The following is a 25688-nucleotide window of genomic DNA, read 5'->3' as shown; positions in this document are numbered from 1 at the left end:
GGGACCCCTATGAGCGACCAAAAATCACCCGTCGATTTCTACTTCGACTTCAGTTCGCCTTACGGCTACTTCGCTTCGCTGGAGATTGAAAAGCTGGCGGCGAAATACGGCCGTACGGTCAACTGGCGCGCCATCCTGCTCGGCCCGGTGTTCAAGACCATGAACATCGCGCCGATCGCCAACGTGCCATTGAAAGGCGACTATGCGCGCCATGACATGGAACGCAGCGCGCGCTTCCACAACATCCTGTTCCGCCATCCCGACGTCATGCCGATCGCCACGCAGCATGCGGCGCGCGCGGTGCTGTGGGTGCAGCAGAACAATGCGGCCAAGGCGATCAACCTGATCCATGCCTTCTACAGCGCCTACTTCACCGAGAACATCGACATCAGCGCACTCGAGACGGTGGTGCGCATCGCCGGCGATAACGGCATCGACGTCGGCAAGCTGACCGCCGCGCTCAACGACGACACTGTCAAGGACGCACTGAAAACGGAAGTCGCGGCCTCCATAGCACGCGGCGTGTTCGGCTCGCCGTTCGTGATCGTCGACGGCGAATCGTTCTGGGGCTTCGACCGCTTCGACCAGCTCGAGGCTTTCCTGAAGAACGGAAAGATCTGATGGCAGGCAAGGCAGACAAACAGGCTTGTCCCTGCGGCAAAGGCGTCTACGGCGCCTGCTGCGGCCGCTTCATTGCTGGAGAAGCGGTGCCGGCGACGGCGGAACAATTGATGCGCTCGCGCTATACGGCATTCTCGTTGCGCGAGGAAGACTACCTGCGCGCGACCTGGCATCCCGACACGCTGCCGGACGAGCCGATCACCGCCGAGAGCGACGTCAAATGGATAGGACTCGACGTGATCAAGCACAAGCATGTGAAGGATACCGATGAAGCCACGGTGGAATTCGTCGCACGCTTCAAGGTCGGCGGCCGCGGGCATCGCCTGCACGAAGTCAGCAGCTTCGTACGCCAGCCGGATGCCGCCGGCGTGGCGCGCTGGTACTACGTCGACGGCGCTTTTCCGGACGACGAATAAAAAATATTAAGACAGAGACAAAGGACAATATGCCGCAACTCGACAGCAAACTGAACACGCGCAGCGACGACTTCCAGAGCAACACGGCGGCGATGCAAGCCATCGTTGACGATCTGAAGGAAAAGATCGCCGTCATCGCGCAAGGCGGCGGCGAAGCCGCGCGCAACAAGCATCTGGCGCGCGGCAAACTGCTGCCGCGCGATCGTGTGCAGATGCTGCTCGATCCGGGCACACCTTTCCTCGAGTTCTCGCAACTGGCCGCGTACGCCATGTACCAGGAGAAGGAGGGCAAGGATGCAGCGCCCTCCGCCGGCATCATCACCGGCATCGGCCGCGTCGCGGGGCAGGAATGCGTGATCGTCTGCAATGACGCCACGGTCAAGGGCGGCACCTATTATCCGATGACTGCCAAGAAGCATTTGCGCGCGCAGGAGATCGCCGAGTTCAACCACCTGCCCTGCATTTATCTGGTCGACAGCGGCGGCGCCAACCTGCCGAACCAGGATGAGGTATTCCCCGACCGCGATCACTTCGGCCGCATCTTCTTCAATCAGGCCAACCTGTCAGCCAAGGGCATCCCGCAAATCGCGGTGGTGATGGGTTCCTGCACGGCCGGCGGCGCGTATGTGCCGGCCATGAGCGACGAGTCCATCATCGTCAAGGACCAGGGCACCATCTTCCTGGCCGGACCACCGCTGGTGAAGGCCGCCACCGGCGAAGTCGTCACGGCCGAAGAGCTGGGCGGCGGCGACGTCCATACGCGCCTGTCGGGGGTGGTCGATCATCTGGCGCAAAACGATCTGCACGCGCTGTCGATTGCGCGCAGCATCGTCGCCAACCTCAACCGCACCAAGCCGCAGCAGTTGGCGATGCGCGACGTCCGTGAGCCCAAGTATCCGGCGCGTGAACTGTACGGCGTCATCCCTACCGACACGCGCAAGCCCTTCGACGTACGCGAGGTGATCGCGCGCGTGGTCGACGGCAGCGAGTTCGACGAATTCAAGGCCCGCTACGGCACCACGCTGGTGTGCGGCTTCGCGCACCTGTACGGCATGCCGGTCGGCATCATCGCCAACAACGGCATCCTGTTCTCGGAGTCGGCGCTCAAGGGCGCGCACTTCATCGAGCTGTGCTGCCAGCGCAAGATTCCACTGATCTTTCTACAGAACATCACCGGCTTCATGGTCGGCAAGAAATACGAAAACGAAGGCATCGCGCGCAACGGCGCCAAGATGGTGACGGCGGTGTCGACCGCCGCCGTGCCGAAGCTGACGATGATCATCGGCGGAAGTTTCGGCGCCGGCAATTACGGCATGTGCGGCCGCGCGTTTTCGCCGCGCTTCCTGTGGATGTGGCCGAATGCGCGCATCTCGGTGATGGGCGGCGAGCAGGCTGCCAGCGTGCTGGCGACCGTCAAGCGCGATGGTATCGAATCCAAGGGCGGCAGCTGGACGGCGGAAGAAGAAGCCGCCTTCAAGACGCCGATCCGCGAACAGTACGAACACCAGGGCCATCCGTACTACGCCTCGGCGCGCCTGTGGGACGACGGCGTGATCGATCCTGCCGATACGCGCATGGTGCTTGGACTGGGATTGAGCGCGGCGTTGAATGCGCCGATTGAAGAGACGAAGTTCGGCGTATTTCGCATGTAAATCTTTCGTACGCGATAAAAATGAAAAAGCAAGTCTCCATCGCCTTGTTGGTTGCGTTCTGTATGTGCCTGGTTCCGGCTTTTAGCGCCGAACTGCCGCGGAACAAAGGATTGCGCGAGGAAGTCGTCATGACTCCCTCCGGCACGGGCATGTTTTCCGTGAATTTGGAAACCACAATCTACAAGCCTCCCGGCGATGGACCTTTTCCACTACTCATCATGAATCACGGGAAAGCTGCCGGGATACCGGCATTCCAACTCCGTGATCGCGGCATATCCATCAGCAACGAATTTGTGCATCGCGGCTATGCGGTCATCATTCCCATGCGCAAAGGCTTCTCCAGATCCGGCGGGCTCTATGTCGATGGTGGCTGCAATATAGGCGGCAACGGCGATGCCCAGGCGGAAGATGTGCAAGCTGCGCTGGACTATGCGATCCAGCAACCCTGGGTCGACAAGGACAATGTCATCATCATGGGGCAATCGCATGGCGGTCTGACGACGATGGCTTTCGGCGCGCGCAATCCTCCGCACGTCAAGGCATTGCTCAATTTTGCCGGCGGGCTGCGCTACGACATGCTGGGCTGCGGCTGGAAACCGGCATTGATTGACGCTTTCGAACGCTATGGCAAGACCACGCATATCCCCAGTCTCTGGTTCTATGGCGAAAACGACAGTTACTTCAATCCGGAGTTGGTCCGCAAGATGCATGAGGCGTACATCCGATCCGGCGCCGATGCCAAACTGATTGCCTACGGCCCGTTCAAGAATGATTCGCACGGCATGAGTGGCAGCCGCGATGGCGTTGCCATCTGGTGGCCGGAGACAGAAGCACTGCTCAAGCGTCTGGGGTTGCCGACCGAAAAGACGGTTGTGTTGGCGGATGAATTGCCGAAGACCGATTTTGCCAAATTGGAAAATAGCGCTGCGGTCCCGTATCTGAATCAAAAAAACCGAGAACACTACGAGGCCTTTCTCAAACTCGCGTTGCCTCGGGCATTTGCCATTTCATCGTCCGGTGCAACCGGCTGGGCTTGGACCGGAGAAAATACAACTGAACGTGCTCTGCAGCAATGCCAGAAAAATTCCAAGGACGCTTGCCGTCTCTACGCCATCGACCGGAACGTGGTCTGGATCGACGACAAACAAAATGAGAGTGACAAGAGCGCCGCCTTGCACTGACGTATCTACATATCGGCACATAACAAACAGGTCACATTGAAGGAGACAAGATGTTCAGCAAAATTCTGATCGCCAATCGCGGCGAGATCGCCTGCCGGGTAGCTGAGACCGCGCGCAAGCTCGGCATCAAGACGGTCGCTGTCTATTCCGAAGCCGATGCGCACGCCAAGCATGTCGCGGCCTGCGACGAGGCGGTTCTCATCGGCCCGGCGCCGGCCAAGGAAAGCTACCTGCTCGGCGACAAGATCATCGCCGTGGCGCTGGCCACCGGTGCGCAGGCGATCCATCCCGGCTACGGCTTCCTGTCCGAGAACGCCGGTTTCGCCGAGGCCTGCGCCAGGGCCGGCCTGGTCTTCATCGGCCCGCCGGCGTCGGCAATCCATGCGATGGGTTCCAAGTCGGCGGCCAAGGCCTTGATGGAAAAAGCCAACGTGCCGCTGGTGCCCGGCTATCACGGCGACAACCAGGATGCCGATTTCCTGCAGCAGGAAGCCGACCGCATCAGCTACCCGGTGCTGCTCAAGGCCAGCGCCGGCGGCGGTGGCAAAGGCATGCGCATTGTCGAGAAATCGGAAGACTTCAAGGCTGCGCTGGCATCTTGCAAGCGCGAAGCCATCAACAGCTTCGGCGACGACAAGGTGCTGGTGGAACGCTACCTGACGCGCCCCCGCCATATCGAAATTCAGGTGTTCGCCGACGGCCACGGCGCATGCGTTTACCTGTTCGAACGCGATTGCTCGGTGCAGCGTCGTCATCAGAAAGTGCTGGAAGAAGCGCCGGCGCCGGGCATGAGCGAAGAACGCCGTCGCGCCATGGGCGACGCCGCCGTGGCGGCGGCGAAAGCGGTCGGTTATGTCGGTGCGGGCACGGTGGAGTTCATCGCAAACCAAGATGGCTCGTTCTACTTCATGGAGATGAACACCCGCTTGCAGGTCGAGCATCCGGTCACCGAAATGATCACCGGCCTCGATCTGGTCGAATGGCAATTGCGCGTGGCCTCCGGCGAACGCCTGCCGCTGCGCCAGGAGCAGTTGCAACTCAACGGCCATGCCCTCGAGGCGCGCATCTATGCCGAGAATCCGGAGAAAGGTTTCCTGCCGTCGATCGGCACGCTGCGTTATCTGCATACGCCGCCGGCAGTCAACTTCCGCGTTGATAGCCTTGACAGCCATGTGCAGACGCCGGCTGCCGTGCGCATTGATTCCGGCGTGCGCGAAGGCGATGCAATTTCGCCGTTCTACGATCCGATGATCGCCAAGCTGATCGTCTGGGGCAAGGATCGTGATGCTGCGCTGGCGAACATGGCGGCAGCGCTGGCGCAGTACCGCATCGTCGGATTGGCCACCAATATCGGCTTCCTGCAGCGCCTCATTGCCGGCCAGGCATTCTCCACGGCGGATCTCGATACCGGGCTGATCGAACGCAATCACGATCAGCTTTTCCCTGCCGTGCAACCGGCATCGACTGCCACGCTGGCGCTGGCAACTTCGTTGCTGCTGGCGCAGGAAGCCGACCGTATCGGCGACGCTCGCGATCCATGGGCGCACACCAGCGGCTGGCGCATGAACGGCAGCCTGCTGCGCGCCTTGCAGTTTGCCGACGAAGCCGGCGCGTATCGGATCGGCGTCGAGTATCGCAGCGAAAAACAATGGATCCTGCATCGCGACGGCGTACAGCATGCCCTGCACTTTGAACGCCAGGGCGACACCGGCCTGCGCGTGACATTGGACGATCAGATCATCGCCGGCAACGTGGTGCGCGACGGCGACATTTTCCACGCCTTCCACCAGGGCCGGCATGCCTTGCTGACCTGGGATGATCCGCTGGCGCACGCCGGTCATGTCGAAAGCGAAGGCGGCCGCCTCACCGCGCCGATGCCGGGCAAGATCGTCGCGGTGCTGGTCGGAAAAGGAGACAGCGTGACCAAAGGCGCGCCGCTGCTGATCATGGAAGCGATGAAGATGGAGCACACGATTGCCGCACCGGCCGACGGCGTCATCGATGAGCTGCTGTACGCAGTCGGCGACCAGGTGACGGAAGGCGCACAGTTGCTGGCGTTTACGCCGGGCTGAGCGGTCACTGATCACTGATCCCCGATGAGAGCCCATCCTTACGGTTTGCCATCCAGCGTGTATGTGTTGGAACGCGGCTGGTTGTCTTCCAACAACGTGCTGTTTCTGGGCACGCACGAGACCGCGCTGGTCGACACCGGCTACGTCACCCATGCGGCGCAGACCCTGGCGCTAGTCGACCACGTCCTCAACGAAAAAGGTCGCGCGCCGCAACTTGACCGCGTGATCAACACCCATCTGCATTCCGATCATTGCGGCGGCAACGCCGCCTTGCAGGCGCGTTATGCCTGCCGCACCAGCATTCCGCACGCCGATGCCGACAAGGTGACGCGGTGGGATGGAGATGCACTGAGCTATCGCGCCACCGGCCAGCAATGTCCGCGCTTCGCTTTCGACGACACTTTGCAGGACGGCGACACGCTGATGCTGGGCGATCTGGAATGGTCTGCGCTCGCCGCGCCGGGACACGATCCGCATTCGCTGATCCTGCATTGTGCGCACGAGGGCATCCTGATTTCAGCCGATGCGCTGTGGCAAAACGGCTTCGGCGTGATCTTCCCCGAACTGGAAGGCGAATCCGGTTTTGCCGAGGAACGGGCGACGCTGGATCTGATATCGGGACTTGATGTGCGCGTGGTGATTCCCGGTCATGGCGCGCCGTTCACGGACGTGAAGCAGGCGCTGGCGACGGCGTATTCGCGCCTCGATTATCTGCAGGCGGAACCGATGCGCAACGCGCAGAACTGCGTCAAGGTGATGCTCAAGTTCCTGCTGCTGGAAAGACAGGAGATTCCCCTGCCCGAGGTGGCGGCGCTGATGGCTGGCGTTCCCTTGCTGGCGCTGTGCAACCGTCGCTATTTCCATCTCTCCGACGATGCACTGGCGCAGTGGGCGAGCGCGCAACTGATCAAGGCTGGCGCAGCGAGCAGCGACGGCGTCTCGCTGCTGAACGCCGGCTGACGACGACCGGTTTGCGTTGCAGGTAAAATCACCGGCTTACTCCACTCACTCCCCAGCCCGCTCCGATGCGCATCCTTTTCCAGACCGCCGATCCCACCAACCAGGACGCCTGGCTGCACGACCTTCGCGCGGCCCTGCCGCATGCCGAGATTCGCATCTGGCAATCCGGCGACACCGCGCCGGCCGATTACGCCATCGTGTGGAAACCGCCCTTCGAGATGCTGCAAGGCCGTCCTGATCTGAAGGCGGTATTCAATCTCGGCGCCGGCGTCGACGCCATCCTGAAGTTGAACGTGGTGCCGGACCATCTGCCCCTGGTCCGCATCGACGACGGCGGCATGGCGGTGCAGATGGCGGAGTTCGCCACGCATGCGGTGCTGCGCTATTACCGTCGCCTGGATCAATACGAACGGCAGGCGCGCCTTGGCCAGTGGAAGCCGCTGCCGCCGTTCGAGCGCGCCGACTTCGGTATCGGCGTGCTGGGTCTGGGCGTGCTTGGACAATGCATCTGCGAGAGCCTGCAGCATTTCGGGTTTCAAGTCAGCGGCTGGAGCCGCAGTCCGAAAGCGCTGCCCGGCGTGAAGGCCTACGCCGGCAGTGAGCAGCTCGACCAATTCCTGCGCGGCGCGCGCGTGCTGATCTGCATGTTGCCGCTGACACCCGACACCGCCGGCATCCTCAATCGCGAGACCTTGTCGCACTTGCCGCGCGGCGCCTATCTGGTCAACCTGGCGCGCGGCGGCCATCTGGTGGAGGCGGACCTGCCGCCCTTGCTGGACAGCGGCCAGATCGCCGGCGCCACGCTGGACGTGTTCCAGGAAGAACCGCTGCCGCCGCACCATCCGTTCTGGCAAGATCCGCGCATCGCCATCACGCCACATATTTCGGCACTGACCGTGCGTAGTGAAGCCGCACGGCAGATCGCCGAAAAGATCGTCGCCTTGCAGCGCGGCGAACCGGTGGTCGGACTGGTCGATCGCAGCAAAGGTTATTGAACGGCGTCAGCCGACGCGAAGAACTCAAACTGATATCATCAAAAAAGCCGCCAGGCAGATAAGTCGAGGAGACAACCCATGAGCTTGCCCAAGAAAGTCAAAATCGTTGAAGTCGGTCCGCGCGACGGCTTGCAGAACGAGAAGGAAACCATTTCAGCCGAGGTGAAGATCGAGCTGGTCAATCGCCTGACTTCGGCCGGTTTCGTCAACGTCGAAGCGGCGTCATTTGTTTCGCCGAAATGGGTACCGCAAATGGCGACCTCCGGCGAAGTCATGCGCGGCATCGCGCGCAAAACCGGCGTACTCTATTCAGCGCTGACGCCCAACATGAAGGGCTTCGAAGCGGCCCTCGAAGCGGGCGCGGACGAGGTGGTGATTTTTGGCGCGGCCTCGGAGGCGTTTTCGCAAAAGAACATCAACTGTTCCATCGCCGAATCGATCGAGCGTTTCCGCGAAGTCGCACAGGCGGCAAAGCAGCACAAGATCCGTTTGCGTGCGGCGGTCAGCTGCGCGTTCGGCTGTCCGTATCAGGGTGAGGTGCCGCTGTCGTCGGTGTCTGATGTGGTTGGTCGTTTTCGCGATCTTGGCTGTGATGAAATCGACATCGCCGACACCATTGGCGTAGCCACGCCCAATAAGGTGGCGCCGGTGATGCAGGCGGCGATCCGCGAATTCAACATCGACGGCTTGTCGGGACATTTCCACGATACCTATGGCCAGGCGCTGGCGAACATTTACGCCAGCCTGGAAGTCGGCATCACGATTTACCACTCGTCCGTGGCCGGTCTGGGCGGCTGCCCTTACGCCAAGGGCGCGACCGGCAACGTCGCCTCGGAAGACGTGCTGTACATGATGCAAGGCCTGGGTATCGAGACTGGCGTCGATCTCGACATCGTGGTCGATGCCGGCCAGTTCATTTCCCAGCATCTCGGCCGCAAGGCCGTCAGCCGCGCAGGCAACGCCATCGCGGCGAAACGGTTGGGATAGCCGGAAAGACACTGGTCGTAAAAAGCGGCATGATCGGTGCGCGATCATGCCGCTTTTTTCATGTCGCGGCCGGCGTCAGAACTCTTCCCAGGAATTGCCGTCATCCGCACCGGCGGTAGCAGGCTTGAGAGCGCCTGACGATGCAGAGGTCTTGCCTTGCGTCAGCTTTGGCGCCGATGCAGGCGCCTTCACAGGTTTGGCGGCGGGCGCCGGCGTGTATTTGCGCGCGGCAGGCGATGCCTTTGCTGCGGCGGCGACCGGAGCGGAGTGCCTGACCGGCTGCACATGACCATGGCCATGATCGCTCCCGGACAGCTTGAAGACACTGACGGCCTTCGCCAGCAAGTCCGCCTGTTCCTGCAGACTCTCGGCAGCAGCAGCGGCCTGCTCCACCAGCGCGGCATTCTGCTGCGTGATTTCATCCATCTGCGTGATGGCGCGATTGACTTCCTCGATGCCCGTGCTCTGCTCCTGGCTGGCGGCGGTGATCTCGCCCATGATGTCGGCCACGTGTTTGACCGACGTCACGATCTCGCCCATGGTGGCGCCCGCTTCGTCGACCAGCTTGCCGCCGGCGTCGACCTTTCCGACCGAGTCGCTGATCAATTCCTTGATCTCTTTCGCCGCTGACGCCGAGCGTTGCGCCAGGCTGCGCACTTCACTTGCCACCACGGCAAAGCCGCGGCCCTGCTCGCCGGCGCGCGCCGCTTCCACCGCTGCATTCAGGGCCAGGATGTTGGTCTGGAAGGCGATGCCGTCAATCACACTGATGATGTCGACGATCTTGCTCGAGCTTTCCTTGATCGAACCCATGGTGTGCACCACGTCGCCGACCACCTTGCCGCCCTTGACGGCAAGTTCGGAGGCCGAAGTTACCAGCGAGTTGGCCTGCCGGGCATTGTCGGCGTTCTGGCGTACGGTCGAGGTCAACTCTTCCATGGAGCTGGCGGTTTCTTCAAGGCTGGAGGCCTGCGATTCGGTGCGGTTGGACAGGTCGGCGTTGCCGGTGGCGATTTCGCGCGAGGCGACATTGATGGTTTCCGTACCGGTGCGTACATTGCCCACTACGCTGGCCAGTCCCTCTCCGATACCGTTGATGGCACCCATCAGGCGGCCGATTTCGTCGTCGCGTTCGACTTCCAGTTCGGCAGTGAGATCTCCGGTGGCGAGACGTTCAGCAACCGCGAGGCTGCGGTCGAGCTGCTTCTTGATCAGTACGTACAGCGCATACAGCACGGCGACCGAAATCACCACCGTCAAGGCCAGCATGGCCAAACCGACGGCGTAGGCAATGCTGCCGTCGCGGCGCGCCTTGTCGAGTTCGCCGTTGGTGCGCTGATCCATCAGTTTTTCAAAGTCGTTGATCGGGCGCATGATGGCGGCAGCGTTCTTTTCATAGACGTCGTCGTGCACCAGCTTGCGTGCCTTTTCGAGATCGGGCGCATCCTTTTTGGTGAACTTCCCTGCGCCGTCGTCATACTCGCCCTTGACGGCGTGCATGGCGATCTCTTCCGTCTTGATCAGCGCGGTGGAGAGCGATTGCGCCTCATTGAGCTTGGCGAATTCCTGGTCGGTGAAGCCGGCCTGTTTCATGAGATCCGTCATCGAGACGGTGCGGCCGTCGGCGCGCGGTTTCTTACCGGTACTGATGGCGACGATGTCCCAATAGATCGCTTCGTAGCGGGGATCGCCGGTGACTACATAGCTGCGTACTGACTGGGTCAGGTGTTCGGAGTTGCTGCGTACTTCATTGGCGAGTTTGTAGGACTCGTAGCGCGAGTCGCCGGCTCTTTCGATTTCGTGTTGCGCTCGCAAGATCATCTGCAATGCGCCGAACATCAGCAGCGATAACGCCGCAAGGATGATGAAGAAGAAGAAAAAACTCCGCTTTAGCGTAAACAATTTGCGCATTGCCGTTCCCCTATTTCCGTGAGAAATCCCGCCCGTAAAAAGTACAGGCGTGTGAAGGCATCGTGGCGCCGTGCGAGACGGCGCCACGTGTCAGATGGCGATCAGATGAAAAGCGTCAGTGTTTGTAGCGACTGCGGGTGCGCACGTGTCGGAGGCGCGCCTGCAGATGGCGACTATGAATGGTCGCAGCGACGATGAGTCCGCCGGCGATGGCGGCCACGATCAGGAAGGTATCCATATATCCCCCTAGGAAAAGATTACCTTTTATAGGCCAGAACGGCACTGCTACGCACCTGTGGATAGGCATGACATACGGATGCGTAGAACTGTCTTCGACTGACTTGTGGAAAACATAACATGTTTACAAAATAATATGTCTTGGCAAAAGTAAAAAATATTCTAAGCAACAACATAAAAAGCACGGTCGTAATATTTTATGTCCTATAATCTTTCGATTACCTACAACAATGAGACGCCGCCATGCCTACTTCCGCCCTTCCAGCCGTGCTGCAGAACCTGCGCCTTCCCGTGATCGCTTCGCCGATGTTCATCGCCAGCAGCCCGGCGCTGGTGGCGGCGCAGTGCAAGGCGGGGATTGTCGGCTCTTTCCCGGCCCTCAATGCGCGCCCGGCAGAACAACTCGACGTCTGGCTGACGCAATTGCAGACCGAACTGGCGGCGTACAAGGGGGCTCATCCCGACGCCATCATCGGTCCGATTGCGGTCAACCAGATCGTGCACCAGTCCAATGACCGCCTTGCCCACGATGTGGAAGTGTGCGTGAAGCATCGCGTGCCGATCATCATTTCCAGCCTGCGCGCGCCACCGAAGGAAATGCTCGATGCCATCCACAGCTACGGCGGCATCGTGCTGCATGACGTAATCTCGATCCGTCATGCACAGAAGGCGCTGGAAGCCGGCGTCGACGGTCTGATCCTGGTGGCCGCCGGCGCCGGCGGCCATGCCGGTGCGCTGTCGCCGTTCGCGCTGGTGGGCGAGGTGCGCAAGTTCTTCAAGGGTCCGCTGATCCTGTCCGGCGCCATCGCCACTGGCGACGCCATCCTGTCGGCGCAGGCCATGGGTGCCGACCTGGCCTACATCGGCTCACGCTGGCTGGCGACCCAGGAAGCCAACGTCAGCGACGAGTATCGCCAGGCCATCGTCGACTCCAGTGCAGCCGATGTGGTCTACACGAATCTGTTCACGGGCGTGCACGGCAACTACCTGAAGAAGTCCATCGTCAACGCCGGGCTCGATCCGGACAATCTGCCGGAAGCGGACAAGACCAAGATGAACTTCGGTTCCGGCGGCGACACCAAGGCCAAGGCCTGGCGCGACATCTGGGGCGCCGGCCAGGCGGTCGGCCTGATGGACGACGTGCCGACCGTGGCGCAGATGGTCGATCGTCTGGAAGCGGAGTATGCGGCGGCGCGACAACGCTTGGCGCTGTAGTTCAACGACGGTTTCGAAGCCGCTCCGACAGACAGGTTCTGTCGGACAACGCCGCTATTTGCAAATGACTTTGTAACTAATGGCACTTCTCACGCACTTGTATGTCGTACGGTCTCAGACACCATACAACGTGAGGACTTTATGACCAGCTTTCTGCGCACCAGAAAAGATCGCCATCCAAAACCGGAAAACAAGGCGCGTCTGCCCCATGAGCATGACCAGTCCGGTGACAGCCAGCGCAGCGATGTCGACCAGAAGGAAATGCGACGCGCCTATCAGGACATCCGCGAAGGCCAGGTGGACACCGATCTGCGCGGCAGCGGCGGTCTCGACGAGATGAACAAGGGTCCCGGCAAACGCGCCAGCGAAGCACCGCGCAAGGATGACCCGTTCGACAAGTCACATTGAACCTTGCGTATGCATCGGGCGTACTCAGCAGCGCGGAACAGCGCGCATTGACAGAAAATCAAGAGACGAAATTTTCCGGTAAATTGGCCTGAACAGGCTGCCATGCCGCCAAACGATACGCCGCTGATCAGCGGCGTATTGCATTTGGGCGATCCGTTTGTGCCGGGCCCGGCCCGGTAACGCCGCAGCGTCAGTCAAAGCCGGGAAGCGGCAATCCAGTCGCGGATGATGGTGAATAATTCCTGCGGCTTTTCCATCGGCGTCATGTGGCCGCAATCGCGGACGATTTCAAAATGCGCTGCCGGAATGCGCTGCGCCATTTCTTCCGACTCTTCCACCGTACGCAAACGGTCGGCATCGCTGGCCACGATCAGCGCCGGGCAATCGATGCGGTGCAGGTCGGCATAGCTGCCGTCGCGCAGCGTCGACAACTGGCGCAGGAACACTTCCTTGCCGTTTTTCAGCGCCATCGCTTGCAGGCGTTGCAACAGCGCAGCGTCGCCGGCACGGTCGGGATGCAGCGACGACGCCAGCGCACGCGAAGTCAGCCCCTTGAACGGCGCCTTCTCCGCCAATGCAATCTGCGCCAGCGTAGCGGCCGATTCCTGCGCGCTTTGCGGACGCGACGAAGTATTCAGCAAACCCAGGCCGAGCACCCGCTCCGGCGCTTTCAGCGCAATCGCCTGGGCCACGAAACCACCCATCGAAAATCCGAACAGCACAAATTGTTCCGGCGCATTGGCCAGCACCCGATCAGCCATGGCGTCCAACGAATTGTCCTGGCCGAGGTCGCCGAAATGCAGCGTGCCGAGCGTGGCCAGATCGCTGCGCATGTCGTCCCACAAGGACGCGTTGAGCATGAAGCCCGGTAAAAAAACCAGATCCCGCATGTTGTTGTTCTCTTCCCAATCAGCTGATTATTTTTGCATCGCCGGTTTCTCGCGCGCCTGCAACGTCATGACATCGCCGTCCGCAGCAAACAGCTCGAGCGTGCGGCCGGTGATCTTGTAGCGCTCCAGCGCCTGCAGCCAGTCGAGGAAAGTCGCCTCGAATTCCATGGCCTTGCCCGGACAGGCCATGCGTGTTGCCGCGGCATGCCCGATCGTCAGGCGCCCGCCGTCGCGCAGCACGTATGGGGCGGTAAACGGATTGCACCAGGCGCGGCCGCTGACACTTGCCTGGGCGCCGTCGTCCTGAAAGCTCAGGATCACCGGCGCGCTGCCCTCGCCGCCGCGCGGGATCTCATGGCCCGGCCAGCTGGTCAGTTCCCAGCGCACGCTGGTCAACGCGGCGCCGTCGGCACCGCTCGGTTGCGAAGCGCAGCCTGCCAGTCCAAGCAGCGCCGCCAGCATTGCAAGATATCGTTTCATGATGCCCTCTCCATGGTGAAAATCATTCCAGCCATTTGGCCCGGCTGGCCGCCAGCGCCACCGCGATGCACAGCGTGCCGATGAATGCCAGGCCCGCCTGCAGGCCGAAGCCATGCGCCAGGAAACCGACTACCGGCGGCCCGATCAGGCCGCCGCTGTAACTGAGCGTGGCGACACCGGCCAGCGCGATCGCGCCATGCCGTCCGGCCGCACTGAACACGAACGGGAACACCATCGCCACGCCGGTGCCGGCGATCGCGAAACCGATGATGGCCATCGGGATATTGATCGCCGCGACCGCAATGAACACGCCCGCCGCCGCCAGCAGCGAACCGAAGCCGACCACCTTGCGCGCGCCCCAGCGCTCCTTGAGGCGATCGCCCACCAGCCGCGCCAGCAGCATCATGCCCGCGAACCCGGCATAAGCCAGCGGTGCGCCGCCGTCGCCGGCGTGCATGTGGTCCTTCATGTACAGACCGCTCCAGTCGGCAATCGATCCCTCGACAATCGCGCCGCAGAAGCCGATCAGGCCAAGCGCCACCAGATGGCCGTGCGGAATGGCGAAGATCTTCTTGTCGGCGCTGGGTTCCGGCCGGTCGTTCGGCATCGCCTTGTAGCCCAACCGCAGCGGCAGCAGGAACACCACGGCAAGCGCCGCGAAATGCCAGAACGGCGTGACCTCAAGCGCCGCCACCGCGCTACCCAGCAAGGCGCCGCTGAAGGTGCCGACGCAGAACCATGCGTGCAGCAGCGACATGATGGAACGTCCGGCCTGCTTCTCCGCTACCGCGCCCAGCGCGTTGATGGCGACGTCGAAGCAACTTGACGCAGCGCCATAGATCGCGCTGAACAACATCAGCAGCGCCAGGTTGGGGGCAATTCCCAGCACCGGCAAGGTCAGCAGCAGCACCAATCCGGCATACCACGCGGTACGTCGCGGCCCGTAATGCGCGTTGAGCCATGCCGCCAGCGGAAACGAGCCGACCGCACCGATGCCGCCGCACAGCAAGACCATGCTCAGCGTGGCCGCGTCGAGCTGCAGGTTGTCGCGGATTGACGGGATGCGAGCCGCCCAGCTGGCGTACAGCAGGCCCAGCAGGAAAAAGAAAAATGGTATGGCGCTGCGGCGCCAGCGAGCGCGCAATGTCGATATGTCGGAAGTCACGTCGAGGGTGGGGCCGAGAGTCTGGTCGGTTGTCATGCAATCAAGAGAGGAATAAACTTCGGTCAGCTGCCATTATCTCCCATCCCGCATGCGCGATGATGTACATTCCATTCACCATAGCAGCGGTTTCAACTTTTGCATGCCCAACCTCTCCGACCCGACACTTACACTCCAGACCCAGGCCCTCGACGCGCTGCTCGCGCTGCAACACCTGATCGACGATTACACGCCGCTGCATGAAGACCGTGTCGCGACCCTCGCACTGCAGATCGGCCGCCGCCTGCAATTGGATGCGCCGCGCCTGGAAGCGCTGCACATGGCCGCGCGCGTGCACGACATCGGCAAAGTCGACATCCCGCTGGAAATTCTCAACAAGCCCGGCAAGCTCAGCGATGCCGAATTCACCGTGATCCAGACGCACGCACAGACCAGCTACGATGTGCTCAGCCGCATTTCGTTCACGCTGCCGGTGGCCGACATCGTCCATGCGCATCATGAATACCTGGACGGCTCGGGTTATCCGCGCGGCCTGCGTGGCGACGACATCCTGCTGGAGTCGCGCATCCTCACCGTCGCCGACATCGTGGAGTCGATGTCCGAAGACCGCCCCTATCGCAAGAGCCTCGGCATGCCCGCCGCGCTTGAAGAAATCAGCCGCCTGCGCGGCATCCGGCTCGACCCGGACGCGGTCGACGCCTGCCTGCAGGTCTGCGGCAACGCGCCCTGACAAGTTCCGCTACACTCTTGGCATTGCCGCGACAGTACGGACGCGCGGCGCCATAACAATCAGGCAGCGCCTCACCGGTAGCCGCCGATATCCAAGAGACAATCTCATGCCAGAACCGATCGCCGCCACACAGCGGGATTTCATCGTGCGCCATCCATTGCTGACCGCCCTCGCCCTGTCGCTGGGCACCGCCATCGCACTCGGCGTGGCGCGTTTCTCCTACGCGCTGCTGTTGTCGCCGATGCGCGCCGACCTCGGCTGGCCCTACCTGATCGCCGGCGGCATGAATACCGGCAACGCGCTCGGCTACCTGCTAGGCGCGCTCGTCACGCCGCCGCTGATGCGTCGCTTCGGCACCCACAAGTTGCTCATCGGCGGGGCGCTGGCGACGGCCTTTTTCATCATCCTGTCGGGATTGTTCACCGATACCGCGACGCTGCTGGCGCTGCGTATCGTGACCGGCGCGGTGAGCGCCTTCATCTTTATCTCCGGCGGTATCCTGATCAGCCGACTGGCGGCGCTGCATCCGCAACGCGCAGGATTTCTGCTGGGCCTGTTCTACGGCGGCAGCGGTATCGGCATTGTCGCCTCGGCCTGGCTGGTGCCGGCCACCATGGCCGCCGCCACGGCGCACGGCGTGGCTCATAGCTGGCAGTGGGCATGGCTGGCGATGGGACTGCTGAGCCTGGTGGCGACCGCTTTCATGGCGCCGCCGGCGCTGCGCATTCCGGCGTTGCCGCCGCAGGCGCATGGCGCAGGACACTTCCGCATGCGCACGCTGAGCTTCGGCCTGACCGGCTATTTCATGTTCGGCCTTGGCTACATCGGCTACATGACGTTCGTGATTGCGCTGCTCAAGGAACAAGGCATGGCGGCGCCGATGATCACGCTGTTCTACACCCTGCTGGGTCTGGCAGTGATGGCGTCGTCGCGGCTGTGGGCCGGCATGCTGGACAAGTTCAAGGGCGGCGAATCGCTGGCCATCCTCAACGCGCTACTGAGCGTGGCGACGCTGCTGCCGGCGGTGACGGCAGCGCCCGTCGCGGTATTCATTTCGGGCTTGCTGTTCGGCGGCGTGTTCCTGTCGGCGGTGGCGTCGACCACCGCGCTGGTGCGCCACAACCTGCCGCCGGCCAGCTGGTCGCTCGGCATCAGCGCCTTCACGATTGTGTTCGCGGCGGGCCAGATCGTCGGCCCGAGCATCGTCGGCTGGATCGCCGACCGCAGCGGAGGGCTGCAGCAGGGCTTGCTGTTTTCGGCGCTGTCGCTGCTGGTCGGCGCGCTGCTGGCATGGCGCCAGCGACCGCTGCACCTGCTTCAGAATTAAGCACCCAGTTTCACACTGACAGTGGGGAAAACTATCTCCACCTGGCTTGCCTTGCCCAGCATGTCGGTCAGGAAGTTCAGGCCGACGTGGGTGATGATCTCGACAATGTCGGCATCGCTGTAACCGGCGCTGCGCACCTCGACCAGGTCCAGCGCGCCGATCTTTCCCTTCTTCTCCAGCAGGCTGCGCGCAAACTTCACGGCGGCTACCACCTGCGGGTCTTCTCGCGCGACGGTTCTTTGCGCCGAGGCAATGCGTGCACGCACCGGCGTAGCCAGCGTGCCGCCGTCGGTAATGCCATGCAGGCCGAGGAAAGCGCGCAACGCCGCCGGCGAGTTGGCGAAGACCTTCAGAAAATCCGGCACCATGCCGAGCTGATCCTCGATGGCGGCCAGCAAGGCGGCCTGTTCCGGACTGGCGTCGGCGGTGTCGACGAGTTTGATGCGTGCCATGCGGGCGGCCTTGACGATGGTGGAGATGCGAGAAGTGTCCCCGATCTCGGGCATAATCCGAATACCCTGAAATCACAATTAGCCATTACAAAAACAGGAACAATATGGACCGACTCGAGTCGATGGCGATTTTCCTGGCGGTGGTCGATGAAGGCGGATTCGCCGCCGCCGCGCGCAAGATGAAGATCTCGCCCCCCGTCGTCACGCGCGCCGTGAGCGACCTGGAAGCAGCCATCGGCGTGCGCTTGCTGACCCGCACCACGCGCATCGTGCGCGTCACCGACGTCGGCGTGCGCTACGCCGAGGATTGTCGCCGCGTGCTGGCCGACGTCACCGAAATGGAAGACCTGGCCGCCGGCGCCCACGGCGCGGTACGCGGCCGGCTGGTGGTCACGGCATCGGCCATGTTCGGCCGCATGTACGTCACGCCGATCGTGATGGAATATCTGCGGCGCTATCCCGAAGCCGAAGTCGAATGCCGTTTCGCCGACCGCATCATTAATCTGATGGACGAGGGCATTGATGTGGCGATCCGCATCGGCCAGTTGGCCGACTCCAGCTATCAGGCGATCCCTGTCGGCACGGTGCGACGTGTTGTCTGCGCCTCGCCTTCCTATCTTGCCGAACACGGCACGCCGCAGACGCCGGACGAGCTCCGGCAGCACGTGATCGTCTCCTCCAACGGCATCTCGACCTCGCCGGACTGGCGTTTCACCAAGGGCGATGCGACCACCATCGTGCGCATTCAGCCGCGCATGACGGTCATGTCAAATGATGAGGCCATCATCGCCGCGCTCGACGGCTTCGGCATTACGCGCGTGCTGTCCTACATGGTGGCGGCGCCGCTCTCGGACGGCCGGCTGGTGGAAGTCTTGCGCGGCCATGAAACGCCGACGCTGCCGGTGCATGTGGTGCACCATGAAGGCCGCCACGCCGCGCGCAAGGTGCGCGCCTTCCTTGACCTTGCTGTCGGGGAACTGCGCGGAGAGCGACCAGGCGTGGATTGAGCGGCTAGGGAGAGGGATTATTCTCGAAACGGGAATAGTCCATTGTCCCGGGCGGCGATTCTCATCATCTGCGTTATCAGCAACACTGGTGACTCCTACAACACACCACCTGGAGCTGCCATGAAACTTTACTACCATCCCCTGTCCGGCCATTCGCACCGTGCCCGCCTGTTCCTCTCGTTGCTGGGCGCGCAACATGAACTGGTGCTGGTCGACCTGAAAAAGGGCGAGCAAAAATCGCCTGAACTGCTCAAGCTGAACCGCTTCGGCCAAGTCCCCGTATTGCAAGATGGCGACACCGTCGTCAGCGATTCCAACGCCATCCTGATCTACCTGGCCAAGTCGTTCGGACGCACCGACTGGCTGCCGGAAAACCCAGCCACCGCAGCCGCCGTGCAACGCTGGTTGTCGGTCGCCGCCGGTGAAATCGCCCGCGGTCCGGCTGCCGCCCGCCTGGTCACCGTGTTCGGCGCACCGATCGATGCCGACGATGCCATCCGCCGCGCCCACGCCATCCTGACTCTGGTCGAGCAAGAACTGGCTACACGCACATGGCTGGCGGCGGACCAGGCCACCATCGCCGATATCGCGCTCTACTCTTATATCTCCAGCGCACCCGAAGGCAATGTCGACCTGAGCGCCTATCCGCACACCCGCCAATGGCTGGCGCGGATCGAAGCGCTGCCGGGCTTCGTCGCATTCCAGAAAACCGCCGTCGGCCTGGCCGCTTAACCCATAAGGCATAAGGAGCGCCATCATGACTTCGACACAACCGACGCCCACAGCATCGCCCCCGCCGTCCGCCTCTCCGTGGCATGAGGGCGAGCTAACCATGCAGCGCAGCGTCGGTGTCGTCGAACGCATGGTCGGCCCCGGCCGCAACCAGATGGGGCGGACCTGGATGCCCGACCAGCATCGCGAGTTCTATGCGCAGTTGCCGTTCGTGATCCTCGGCGCCGTCGATACCGAAGGTGAAGTGTGGGCCACCTTGCGCGCCGGCCGGCCAGGCTTCATGCACGCCGACGTCGCAGAGAAACTCACCCTCGAACTGGCGCGCGATCCGCGCGATCCTGCCGACGCCGGCATGGAAGACGGCGACGGCATCGGCATGCTCGGCATCGAACTGCATACGCGCCGCCGCAACCGCATGAACGGCCTGGTCAGCCGGCAGTCGGACGAACGTTTCAATATCGACGTGACCCAGGCCTACGGCAACTGCCCGCAATATATCCAGTTGCGTCAATATGAATTTACCGATGCGCCGCCCGGACCGGTGAGCAAGCTGTCGGCGCTGGATGCCGACGCCGCTGCCATGATCCGCGCAGCCGATTCGTTTTACGTCGCTTCGTATGTGGTGCGCGACGGCAAGAAACAGGTTGATGCCTCGCATCGCGGCGGCAAACCGGGCTTCGTGCGCATCGACGACGACGGCGTGCTGACGATTCCGGATTTCTCCGGCAATCTGTTCTTCAACACGCTGGGGAATTTTTTAGTGAATCCACGCGCCGGTCTGGTGTTTGTCGATTTCCGCAACGGCGATCTGCTGCAACTGAGCGGACGCGCCGAGGTCATCCTCAATGCGCCCGAAGTGGCTGCCTTCATGGGTGCGGAGCGCATGTGGCGCTTCACGCCGCAACAGATCGTGCGCCGCCCCGCCGCGCTGCCGCTGCGTTGGATCGACGTTGCTGCCGGAGCGTCGCCTAACGCACTGATCACCGGGAGCTGGGAAGACGCCGCCGCACGGCTGAAGGCGGCAGAACTGGCCACGCAATGGCGGCCGTTCCGCGTCAGCAAGATCGTCGACGAGACTGCGGCCATCCGCTCGTTTCATCTGCAGCCGAACGACGGCGCCGGCATGCCGGGCGTCTTGGCCGGACAGCATGTCTCGGTGCGGCTGCCGCTTGCCGGAGGTGACACCCAGATCCGTCAATACACCTTGTCGAGCGCGCCCTCGGATGCGTTCCTGCGCATCAGCGTCAAGCGCCAGGGATTGTTCTCCGAGCACCTGCATGCGGCGATCAAGGTCGGCGACATCATCGAAGCGCGTGCACCAGCCGGCAATTTCGTCATCGATGCGTCGGCGCGCCGTCCCGCCGTGTTGCTGGCGGCAGGCGTCGGCGTCACGCCGATGCTGGCAATGCTGCGCCACCTGATCCACGAAGGCATGCGCAAGCGTTACCAGCGGCCGGTGTGGCTGTTCCAGTCGGCGCGCAGCAAGGCCGAGCTGGCCTTCGGCGAAGAGATCGCGGCGCTGGTCAATGCCGGCAAGGGCGAGGCGCGTCATGTGCGTGTGGTGAGCCAGGCCGACGACGGGAGCGCGGCTGCGGGGCGTATCGATATCGCCTTGCTCAAGCAGACGCTGCCTTTTGACGACTATGATTTTTATCTGTGCGGACCGGCGTCATTCATGCAGCAAATGTATGACGGCTTGCGCGCCCTGAACGTGACCGATGCGCGCATCCATGCGGAAGCGTTCGGCCCTTCCGGGCTGCAACGCCAGGTCGACGAACAAGCAATACAAGTTCCGTTGAAACCAGCTGCGACCGACGCGGTGCCGGTGCTGTTCATGCGTTCGGCCAAGGAGGCGCGCTGGACCGCCGAGAGCGGTTCGCTGCTGGAGCTGGCCGAACAACGCGGCTTGAATCCCGAATCAAGCTGCCGCGACGGCCGTTGCGGCACCTGCCGCACACGTGTGCTGCAAGGAGAAGTGACTTATGCGAAGACGCCTGAGTTTGCCGTGGCGGAAGATGAAGCGTTGATCTGCTGCGCGCTGCCGGCGGAAGGTTGTGCGACGCTGCACCTCGAGCTGTAATCCGCCCGAAATGCAGCGCCGCGATCCATGCGTCAAGCCAGATGCTTGCGCAGCGAATCGGTCAGCGCGCCGCAGGCTTCATCAGTGCCGACCGTGATGCGCAGGAACTGATTGATGCGTGCGCTGGTGAAGTGACGCACGATGATGCCGTCGCCGCGCAGCTTGGCGGCAAGGCCGGCGGCGTCATGTTGCGGATGGCGCGCGAAGACGAAATTGGCAGCCGACGGCAGCACCTCGAAACCAAGCGCCGTCAGTTCGCCCACCAGCTTGCCGCGGCTGGCAATGACGGCGTTGCGGGTGCTGTCGAAATGCGCGTCGTCTTCCATCGCGGCCGTCGCGCCGGCAATCGCGATGCGATCCAGCGGATAGGAATTGAAGCTGTTCTTGACGCGTTCCAGGGCACTGATCAGGTCGGCGTGCCCGACCGCAAAACCGACCCGCAGGCCGGCCAGCGAACGCGACTTCGACAGCGTTTGCACCACCAGCAGATTCGGATGCTGCGCCACCAGGTCGATGGCGCTGTCGCCGCCGAAATCGATATACGCCTCATCGACAATCACCACGCGGTCCGGATTGCCGGCCAGCAGACGTGCGACTTCGTCGAGCGCCAACAGGCAACCGGTCGGCGCGTTCGGATTCGGGAAGATGATGCCGCCGATGGCGTCGCCCTGGCCGAGATAATCGTCGACGCGGATCGTGAAATCCCCGGCCAGCGGCACTGCCCGATAATCCACCTCATACAGGCTGGCGTAAGTCGGATAAAAGCTGTAGGTGATGTCCGGGAACAGGATCGGCGCGCCATGCTTGAGCAACGCCTGGAAGGCATGCGCCAGCACTTCATCGGAACCGTTGCCGACGAACACCTGCGCCGGCGACAGACCGTGGCGCTTGGCGATGGCCAGCTTGAGCGGTTCGGCATCCGGATTCGGATACAGGCGCAGATTGTCGCCGATTTCCTGCGCCATCGCGGCGATCGCCTTGGGCGACGGACCGTAGGGATTCTCGTTGGTGTTGAGCTTGACCAGCTTGCTGATCTTGGGCTGCTCACCGGGGGTGTAAGGCGTCAGGCGGCTGACGATGGGGCTCCAGAATTTGCTCATGGGAATGGTTTTCGCGCTGGTTCTGCAATAAAACAGCAATGGTAACAAACCCGGACGCGGCACGCGTCAACTGGGAAGGCTGCTGGCGCATTAAGGGCATGCGCAAGGAGGGTTGCGCGACGTGCCTGGGAGCAACTGCGCATTCAAAAAATGCGATGCCGGGCTCGACATAACAATTCGATAACAATCGATAACGATACCGAAGGAAGCACCTGCATGGCCACAGAATACGAAGTCCCAAGCCCGCACGAACATCACCTGGAACACGTCGCCGAACATAATCACGGCAGCGGCGACAACTTCGCCGGCAAGATCGCCGTCATGACCGCCATCATGGCGACCGTGGGCGCGTTGTTCAGCTACCAGGCCGGCTCCACCGAGAGCGCGGCCGCGATGAACAAGAACAACGCCGCCATCAAGAAGACAGAGGCCGCCAACCAGTGGAATTACTACCAGGCCAAATCCAGCCGCCAGAACCTGGCCGAGCTGGCGGCAACGATTCCCGGCGTGGATTCCGCCAAGTACAACGCCGCCGCGGAACGCTACAAGTCGGAGAAGGAAGACATCCGCAAGATCGCCGAAAAGCTGGAAGCGGAATCGAAGGAATGGGACGAGCTGTCGGAAGTCAAACTTCACCAGCATCACCGCTGGGCGCAGGCCATGACGGCGATCCAGATCGCCATCTCGCTGGCGGCGATCACCCTGCTCACGCGCAAGGACTGGCTCAAGAAGATTTCGTACACCGCAGCAGGCGCCAGCGTGATTCTGGGCTCGCTGGCGGCGATGCATATCTGAGCCACTGAAACGGCTCTGCTCTCGCTGCGCGGCGAGAGCAGGGCTCAGGTCTTTGCTTCGATGTGATACATGCCCCACGGGCATAACGCGAAGCGCGCGCTGATAGGCCTGTCCATGATCTCCGAAAAACTGTCGGCGTCATACACCGCCCACAAGGGGCCGAGGCCGCCCAACGGGATCGCCTTGCCGTCCAGATGCGTGGCGACGATGAAGCGATATTTGCGGATGTCGGCGGTCGCCACCTGCACGGCGTAGCCGTCGACGGCGCGCAGCAGCACATCGCTTGCCGCACCGGCGCCGGCGGATTTCAACACCTCGCTCAACAAGGGACCGCTCAGCACATGCTGCTTGTTGTCGTATTCCAGCGTGGGCTTGATGGTGGTTTGCGGCAAGGCGTTCAATGCCGCGAAGTCAAAGGTGTGCGCGCGGTTGAATTGCAGCTTCTGCTTGGCCATCATCTGGTCCAGCGCCGGATCGAGCGCGCCGCGATTGCCCGCGCCGATGGCGCCGGTCACCGTCAGCAACACCGGACCGATGTCATTGCTGCAAGCTGCATCGCGCTTTTTGCTTGCCGCCATGGCAACGCTGCTCATGCCGAACAAGCCGGTGACGAGGAACTGTCTTTTCTTCATTGCTGGCTCTCCTTTTTCCTTTGACGATGCGCAGCATGATGCACGATAAACGCCGGCGGGGGATATAAAAAAGCGGACCGGAGTCCGCTTTTTTCACTTATATCAGAGACCGTCTCAGGCCTGGTCCTTCGGCGGACGACCGCGCCAGTAGCCGGCCAGCATCGAACCCGACAGGTTGTGCCAAACCGAGAACAACGCGCCCGGCAATGCCGCCAGCGGCGTGAAGTACAGCTTGCCCAGCGCAGCCGCGAGGCCGGAGTTCTGCATGCCGACTTCGATGGCCAGCGTGCGGCAGATGGCTTCGTCGAAGCCGAGCAGACGACCACCCCAGTAACCGCCCAGCAGGCCGATGGCGTTGTGCAGGATGACGCCCACCAGCACCACCAGGCCGACTGAAGCAATACTTGCCTGGCTGCCGCCGACCACCGCTGCAATGATCAGCAGAATCGCCACCATCGACACCAGCGACAGGTAAGGTTCGATGCGGCGGATCAGCTTGCTTGCGAACAGATTCAGCACCAGGCCGACCACGATCGGCACCACCACGATCTGCACGATGCTCATCAGCATCGCGTGCGCGTCGAAGTGGATCGAGGCGTCGACATACAGTTCAGTCAGCAGCGGCGTGGCGAATACGCTCACCAGCGCCGACAGCGTGGAGATCGTCACCGACAGCGCGACATCGCCGCGCGACAGATAAATCATCACATTCGAGGCCGTGCCGCTGGCGACGCTGCCGACCAGCACCATGCCGGCGGTCAGGTCAGGCGGCATGCGCAACAGCTTGGCGATGACCCAGGCCGCCAGCGGCATGACCAGGTAATGCAGGATGATGCCGGCGGCCACCGGCGCCGGGCGTTTGACGATGCGTTTGAAATCGTCCAGCGTCAGGGTGACGCCCATGGTCAGCATGATCAGCGTCAGCAACAAGGTGACGTGAGGTCCGATAGGCGTGAACGTGGCGGGAGAAAAATAGGCGGCGGCGGACAGCAGCAGCGCCCAGAGAGGAAACAGGCGGGTAAGACTGGCAAGCATAATTGAGATCGATTCAGCGGAGTAGAGAGTTTGTTATTGGAAGTAGCTCCGCGGATGGCGCGCGAGTGGTGTACAAGGAAGCGGCGGATGCGAGGAATAAAAACCTGTCATGCGATCGCGCCGGCCTCGGCCGTGCGTCTTGTGGAAACACGAAGGCGACATTTTACCCGCGCGCGCAAATCCTTGCCGGCTGGCGCTTTGCAGGGCAGACACTGACGTATTGCTGACGCCGTTGCACACATGTCATGCGACGCATTTGAACATCACCACGCTCTTCGACGGCCATATGCCGATGACACCGTCGGAAGTTTCGGCGCCGGTCATCTGCATGCGCCTGCCGCGTTCCTTGCAATAGGCGTCGGCCTGGCGCACGCCGGCGGCCGCGCCCTCGGCGTTGCCCAGGCGCGATTGCGCGGTGACCATGTAGGTGTCGCGGTCAAGTTGCGTGACGACGCCGCCGGCGCAGCCGCTCAGGAGCACACACAGGATGGCGGCAGGCAGCAAGAGGCTGGAGCGATTCGGCAGAGGGAATGACAAGTTGCGCTCCGTGGCGATGAAGGTGCGCCAGACTATCCCGGAAATCCATGCCGTGCGCAGGTGTAAAGGCCGAA

Annotated in this window: 26 protein-coding genes; 16 read left to right on the top strand and 10 right to left on the bottom strand. The window is 62.3% G+C overall.

Features of this window, described 5'->3' with window-relative positions; genetic code table 11:
• Nucleotides 1-9 precede the first annotated feature (9 nt).
• The 8 genes from ACIROW_RS22055 (at nt 10) to ACIROW_RS22020 (ending at nt 8884) form a co-directional block, all read left to right on the top strand.
• Nucleotides 10-621, top strand: coding sequence for a 2-hydroxychromene-2-carboxylate isomerase (locus tag ACIROW_RS22055; protein WP_402278905.1), 612 nt, complete (start codon nt 10-12; stop codon nt 619-621).
• A complete protein-coding gene (locus ACIROW_RS22050) occupies nt 621-1037 on the top strand; it encodes a YchJ family protein (protein ID WP_402278904.1) in 417 nt (138 codons plus the stop codon). The genes ACIROW_RS22055 and ACIROW_RS22050 overlap by 1 nt, the downstream gene beginning before the upstream one ends.
• Nucleotides 1038-1066: 29 nt before the next feature.
• Nucleotides 1067-2689 carry a carboxyl transferase domain-containing protein gene (locus tag ACIROW_RS22045; RefSeq protein ID WP_402278902.1) on the top strand — a complete coding sequence of 541 codons (1623 nt, stop codon included), beginning with the start codon at nt 1067-1069 and terminating at the stop codon, nt 2687-2689.
• Nucleotides 2690-2709: 20 nt separating this feature from the next.
• Nucleotides 2710-3870 carry a dienelactone hydrolase family protein gene (locus ACIROW_RS22040; protein WP_402278900.1) on the top strand — a complete coding sequence of 387 codons (1161 nt, stop codon included), beginning with the start codon at nt 2710-2712 and terminating at the stop codon, nt 3868-3870.
• A gap of 50 nt (nt 3871-3920) precedes the next feature.
• Nucleotides 3921-5942 carry an acetyl/propionyl/methylcrotonyl-CoA carboxylase subunit alpha gene (locus ACIROW_RS22035; RefSeq protein WP_402278899.1) on the top strand — a complete coding sequence of 674 codons (2022 nt, stop codon included), beginning with the start codon at nt 3921-3923 and terminating at the stop codon, nt 5940-5942.
• 24 nt (nt 5943-5966) lie between these two features.
• Nucleotides 5967-6902, top strand: coding sequence for an MBL fold metallo-hydrolase (locus tag ACIROW_RS22030; RefSeq protein WP_402278897.1), 936 nt, complete (start codon nt 5967-5969; stop codon nt 6900-6902).
• A gap of 65 nt (nt 6903-6967) precedes the next feature.
• Nucleotides 6968-7897, top strand: a complete 930-nt coding sequence (locus ACIROW_RS22025; RefSeq protein ID WP_402278896.1) for a 2-hydroxyacid dehydrogenase — start codon at nt 6968-6970, stop codon at nt 7895-7897.
• Between the two features lie 78 nt (nt 7898-7975).
• Nucleotides 7976-8884 carry a hydroxymethylglutaryl-CoA lyase gene (locus tag ACIROW_RS22020; protein WP_402278894.1) on the top strand — a complete coding sequence of 303 codons (909 nt, stop codon included), beginning with the start codon at nt 7976-7978 and terminating at the stop codon, nt 8882-8884.
• Between the two features lie 75 nt (nt 8885-8959).
• Here the strand turns inward: ACIROW_RS22020 and ACIROW_RS22015 are convergent, their stop codons facing one another.
• Both ACIROW_RS22015 and ACIROW_RS22010 read right to left on the bottom strand, forming a co-directional pair.
• Entirely contained in the window at nt 8960-10795 is a 1836-nt protein-coding gene (locus tag ACIROW_RS22015) for a methyl-accepting chemotaxis protein (RefSeq protein ID WP_402278892.1), read from the bottom strand.
• A 115-nt stretch (nt 10796-10910) separates the two neighbouring features.
• Nucleotides 10911-11033 carry a hypothetical protein gene (locus ACIROW_RS22010; RefSeq protein ID WP_402278890.1) on the bottom strand — a complete coding sequence of 41 codons (123 nt, stop codon included), beginning with the start codon at nt 11031-11033 and terminating at the stop codon, nt 10911-10913.
• Nucleotides 11034-11275: 242 nt separating this feature from the next.
• Between ACIROW_RS22010 and ACIROW_RS22005 the strand changes: the two genes are divergently transcribed.
• Complete coding sequence (locus ACIROW_RS22005) at nt 11276-12247, top strand: NAD(P)H-dependent flavin oxidoreductase (protein ID WP_402278888.1); 972 nt, start codon at nt 11276-11278, stop codon at nt 12245-12247.
• A 141-nt stretch (nt 12248-12388) separates the two neighbouring features.
• Complete coding sequence (locus ACIROW_RS22000; protein WP_116435977.1) at nt 12389-12655, top strand: hypothetical protein; 267 nt, start codon at nt 12389-12391, stop codon at nt 12653-12655.
• A gap of 194 nt (nt 12656-12849) precedes the next feature.
• Here ACIROW_RS22000 and ACIROW_RS21995 read toward each other — a convergent pair whose 3' ends face one another.
• From ACIROW_RS21995 to ACIROW_RS21985, 3 genes are read right to left on the bottom strand one after another with little or no spacing between them, the layout of a single operon-like run.
• The gene (locus ACIROW_RS21995; protein ID WP_402278885.1) at nt 12850-13545 is read right to left on the bottom strand and encodes an alpha/beta fold hydrolase; all 696 of its coding nucleotides are present in this window, start codon (nt 13543-13545) and stop codon (nt 12850-12852) included.
• Between the two features lie 27 nt (nt 13546-13572).
• Complete coding sequence (locus tag ACIROW_RS21990) at nt 13573-14025, bottom strand: META domain-containing protein (RefSeq protein WP_402278884.1); 453 nt, start codon at nt 14023-14025, stop codon at nt 13573-13575.
• Between the two features lie 22 nt (nt 14026-14047).
• Nucleotides 14048-15226, bottom strand: a complete 1179-nt coding sequence (locus ACIROW_RS21985) for an MFS transporter (protein WP_402278882.1) — start codon at nt 15224-15226, stop codon at nt 14048-14050.
• 103 nt (nt 15227-15329) lie between these two features.
• Between ACIROW_RS21985 and ACIROW_RS21980 the strand changes: the two genes are divergently transcribed.
• Complete coding sequence (locus ACIROW_RS21980; RefSeq protein WP_402278880.1) at nt 15330-15917, top strand: HD-GYP domain-containing protein; 588 nt, start codon at nt 15330-15332, stop codon at nt 15915-15917.
• A gap of 106 nt (nt 15918-16023) precedes the next feature.
• The gene (locus tag ACIROW_RS21975; RefSeq protein ID WP_402278878.1) at nt 16024-17244 is read left to right on the top strand and encodes a YbfB/YjiJ family MFS transporter; all 1221 of its coding nucleotides are present in this window, start codon (nt 16024-16026) and stop codon (nt 17242-17244) included.
• Here the strand turns inward: ACIROW_RS21975 and ACIROW_RS21970 are convergent.
• Nucleotides 17241-17696 carry a carboxymuconolactone decarboxylase family protein gene (locus ACIROW_RS21970; protein ID WP_402278876.1) on the bottom strand — a complete coding sequence of 152 codons (456 nt, stop codon included), beginning with the start codon at nt 17694-17696 and terminating at the stop codon, nt 17241-17243. The two genes, ACIROW_RS21975 and ACIROW_RS21970, sit on opposite strands and share 4 nt — an antisense overlap.
• A gap of 104 nt (nt 17697-17800) precedes the next feature.
• Between ACIROW_RS21970 and ACIROW_RS21965 the strand changes: the two genes are divergently transcribed.
• The 3 genes from ACIROW_RS21965 to ACIROW_RS21955 all read left to right on the top strand — a co-directional run bounded on the left by ACIROW_RS21965 (nt 17801) and on the right by ACIROW_RS21955 (nt 21515).
• Nucleotides 17801-18703, top strand: coding sequence for a LysR family transcriptional regulator (locus tag ACIROW_RS21965; protein WP_402278874.1), 903 nt, complete (start codon nt 17801-17803; stop codon nt 18701-18703).
• A gap of 120 nt (nt 18704-18823) precedes the next feature.
• Entirely contained in the window at nt 18824-19435 is a 612-nt protein-coding gene (locus ACIROW_RS21960; protein ID WP_402278873.1) for a glutathione S-transferase family protein, read from the top strand.
• A gap of 25 nt (nt 19436-19460) precedes the next feature.
• On the top strand, nt 19461-21515 hold the full coding sequence (locus ACIROW_RS21955) for a pyridoxamine 5'-phosphate oxidase family protein (protein ID WP_402278871.1): 2055 nt from the start codon (nt 19461-19463) through the stop codon (nt 21513-21515).
• A 32-nt stretch (nt 21516-21547) separates the two neighbouring features.
• Here the strand turns inward: ACIROW_RS21955 and hisC are convergent, their stop codons facing one another.
• Complete coding sequence (gene hisC, locus ACIROW_RS21950; RefSeq protein ID WP_402278869.1) at nt 21548-22615, bottom strand: histidinol-phosphate transaminase; 1068 nt, start codon at nt 22613-22615, stop codon at nt 21548-21550.
• 216 nt (nt 22616-22831) lie between these two features.
• On the opposite strand from hisC, the gene ACIROW_RS21945 reads away from it, so the two are divergent.
• The gene (locus ACIROW_RS21945) at nt 22832-23410 is read left to right on the top strand and encodes a DUF4337 domain-containing protein (RefSeq protein ID WP_402278867.1); all 579 of its coding nucleotides are present in this window, start codon (nt 22832-22834) and stop codon (nt 23408-23410) included.
• A 44-nt stretch (nt 23411-23454) separates the two neighbouring features.
• On the opposite strand, the gene ACIROW_RS21940 is transcribed toward ACIROW_RS21945, so the two are convergent.
• The 3 genes from ACIROW_RS21940 to ACIROW_RS21930 form a co-directional block, all read right to left on the bottom strand.
• Nucleotides 23455-24042 carry a molybdopterin-dependent oxidoreductase gene (locus tag ACIROW_RS21940; protein ID WP_402278866.1) on the bottom strand — a complete coding sequence of 196 codons (588 nt, stop codon included), beginning with the start codon at nt 24040-24042 and terminating at the stop codon, nt 23455-23457.
• Nucleotides 24043-24156: 114 nt separating this feature from the next.
• Entirely contained in the window at nt 24157-25077 is a 921-nt protein-coding gene (locus ACIROW_RS21935) for a bile acid:sodium symporter family protein (RefSeq protein WP_402278864.1), read from the bottom strand.
• Nucleotides 25078-25320: 243 nt separating this feature from the next.
• Nucleotides 25321-25614 carry a hypothetical protein gene (locus ACIROW_RS21930; protein ID WP_402278862.1) on the bottom strand — a complete coding sequence of 98 codons (294 nt, stop codon included), beginning with the start codon at nt 25612-25614 and terminating at the stop codon, nt 25321-25323.
• Nucleotides 25615-25688: the final 74 nt, after the last annotated feature.

It is taken from the genome of Herbaspirillum sp. NPDC101397 (assembly GCF_044767325.1).
GTDB lineage: Bacteria > Pseudomonadota > Gammaproteobacteria > Burkholderiales > Burkholderiaceae_D > Herbaspirillum.
Note: the sequence above shows the minus strand (reverse complement) of the source record. Positions and strands in the feature narration are given on the sequence as shown.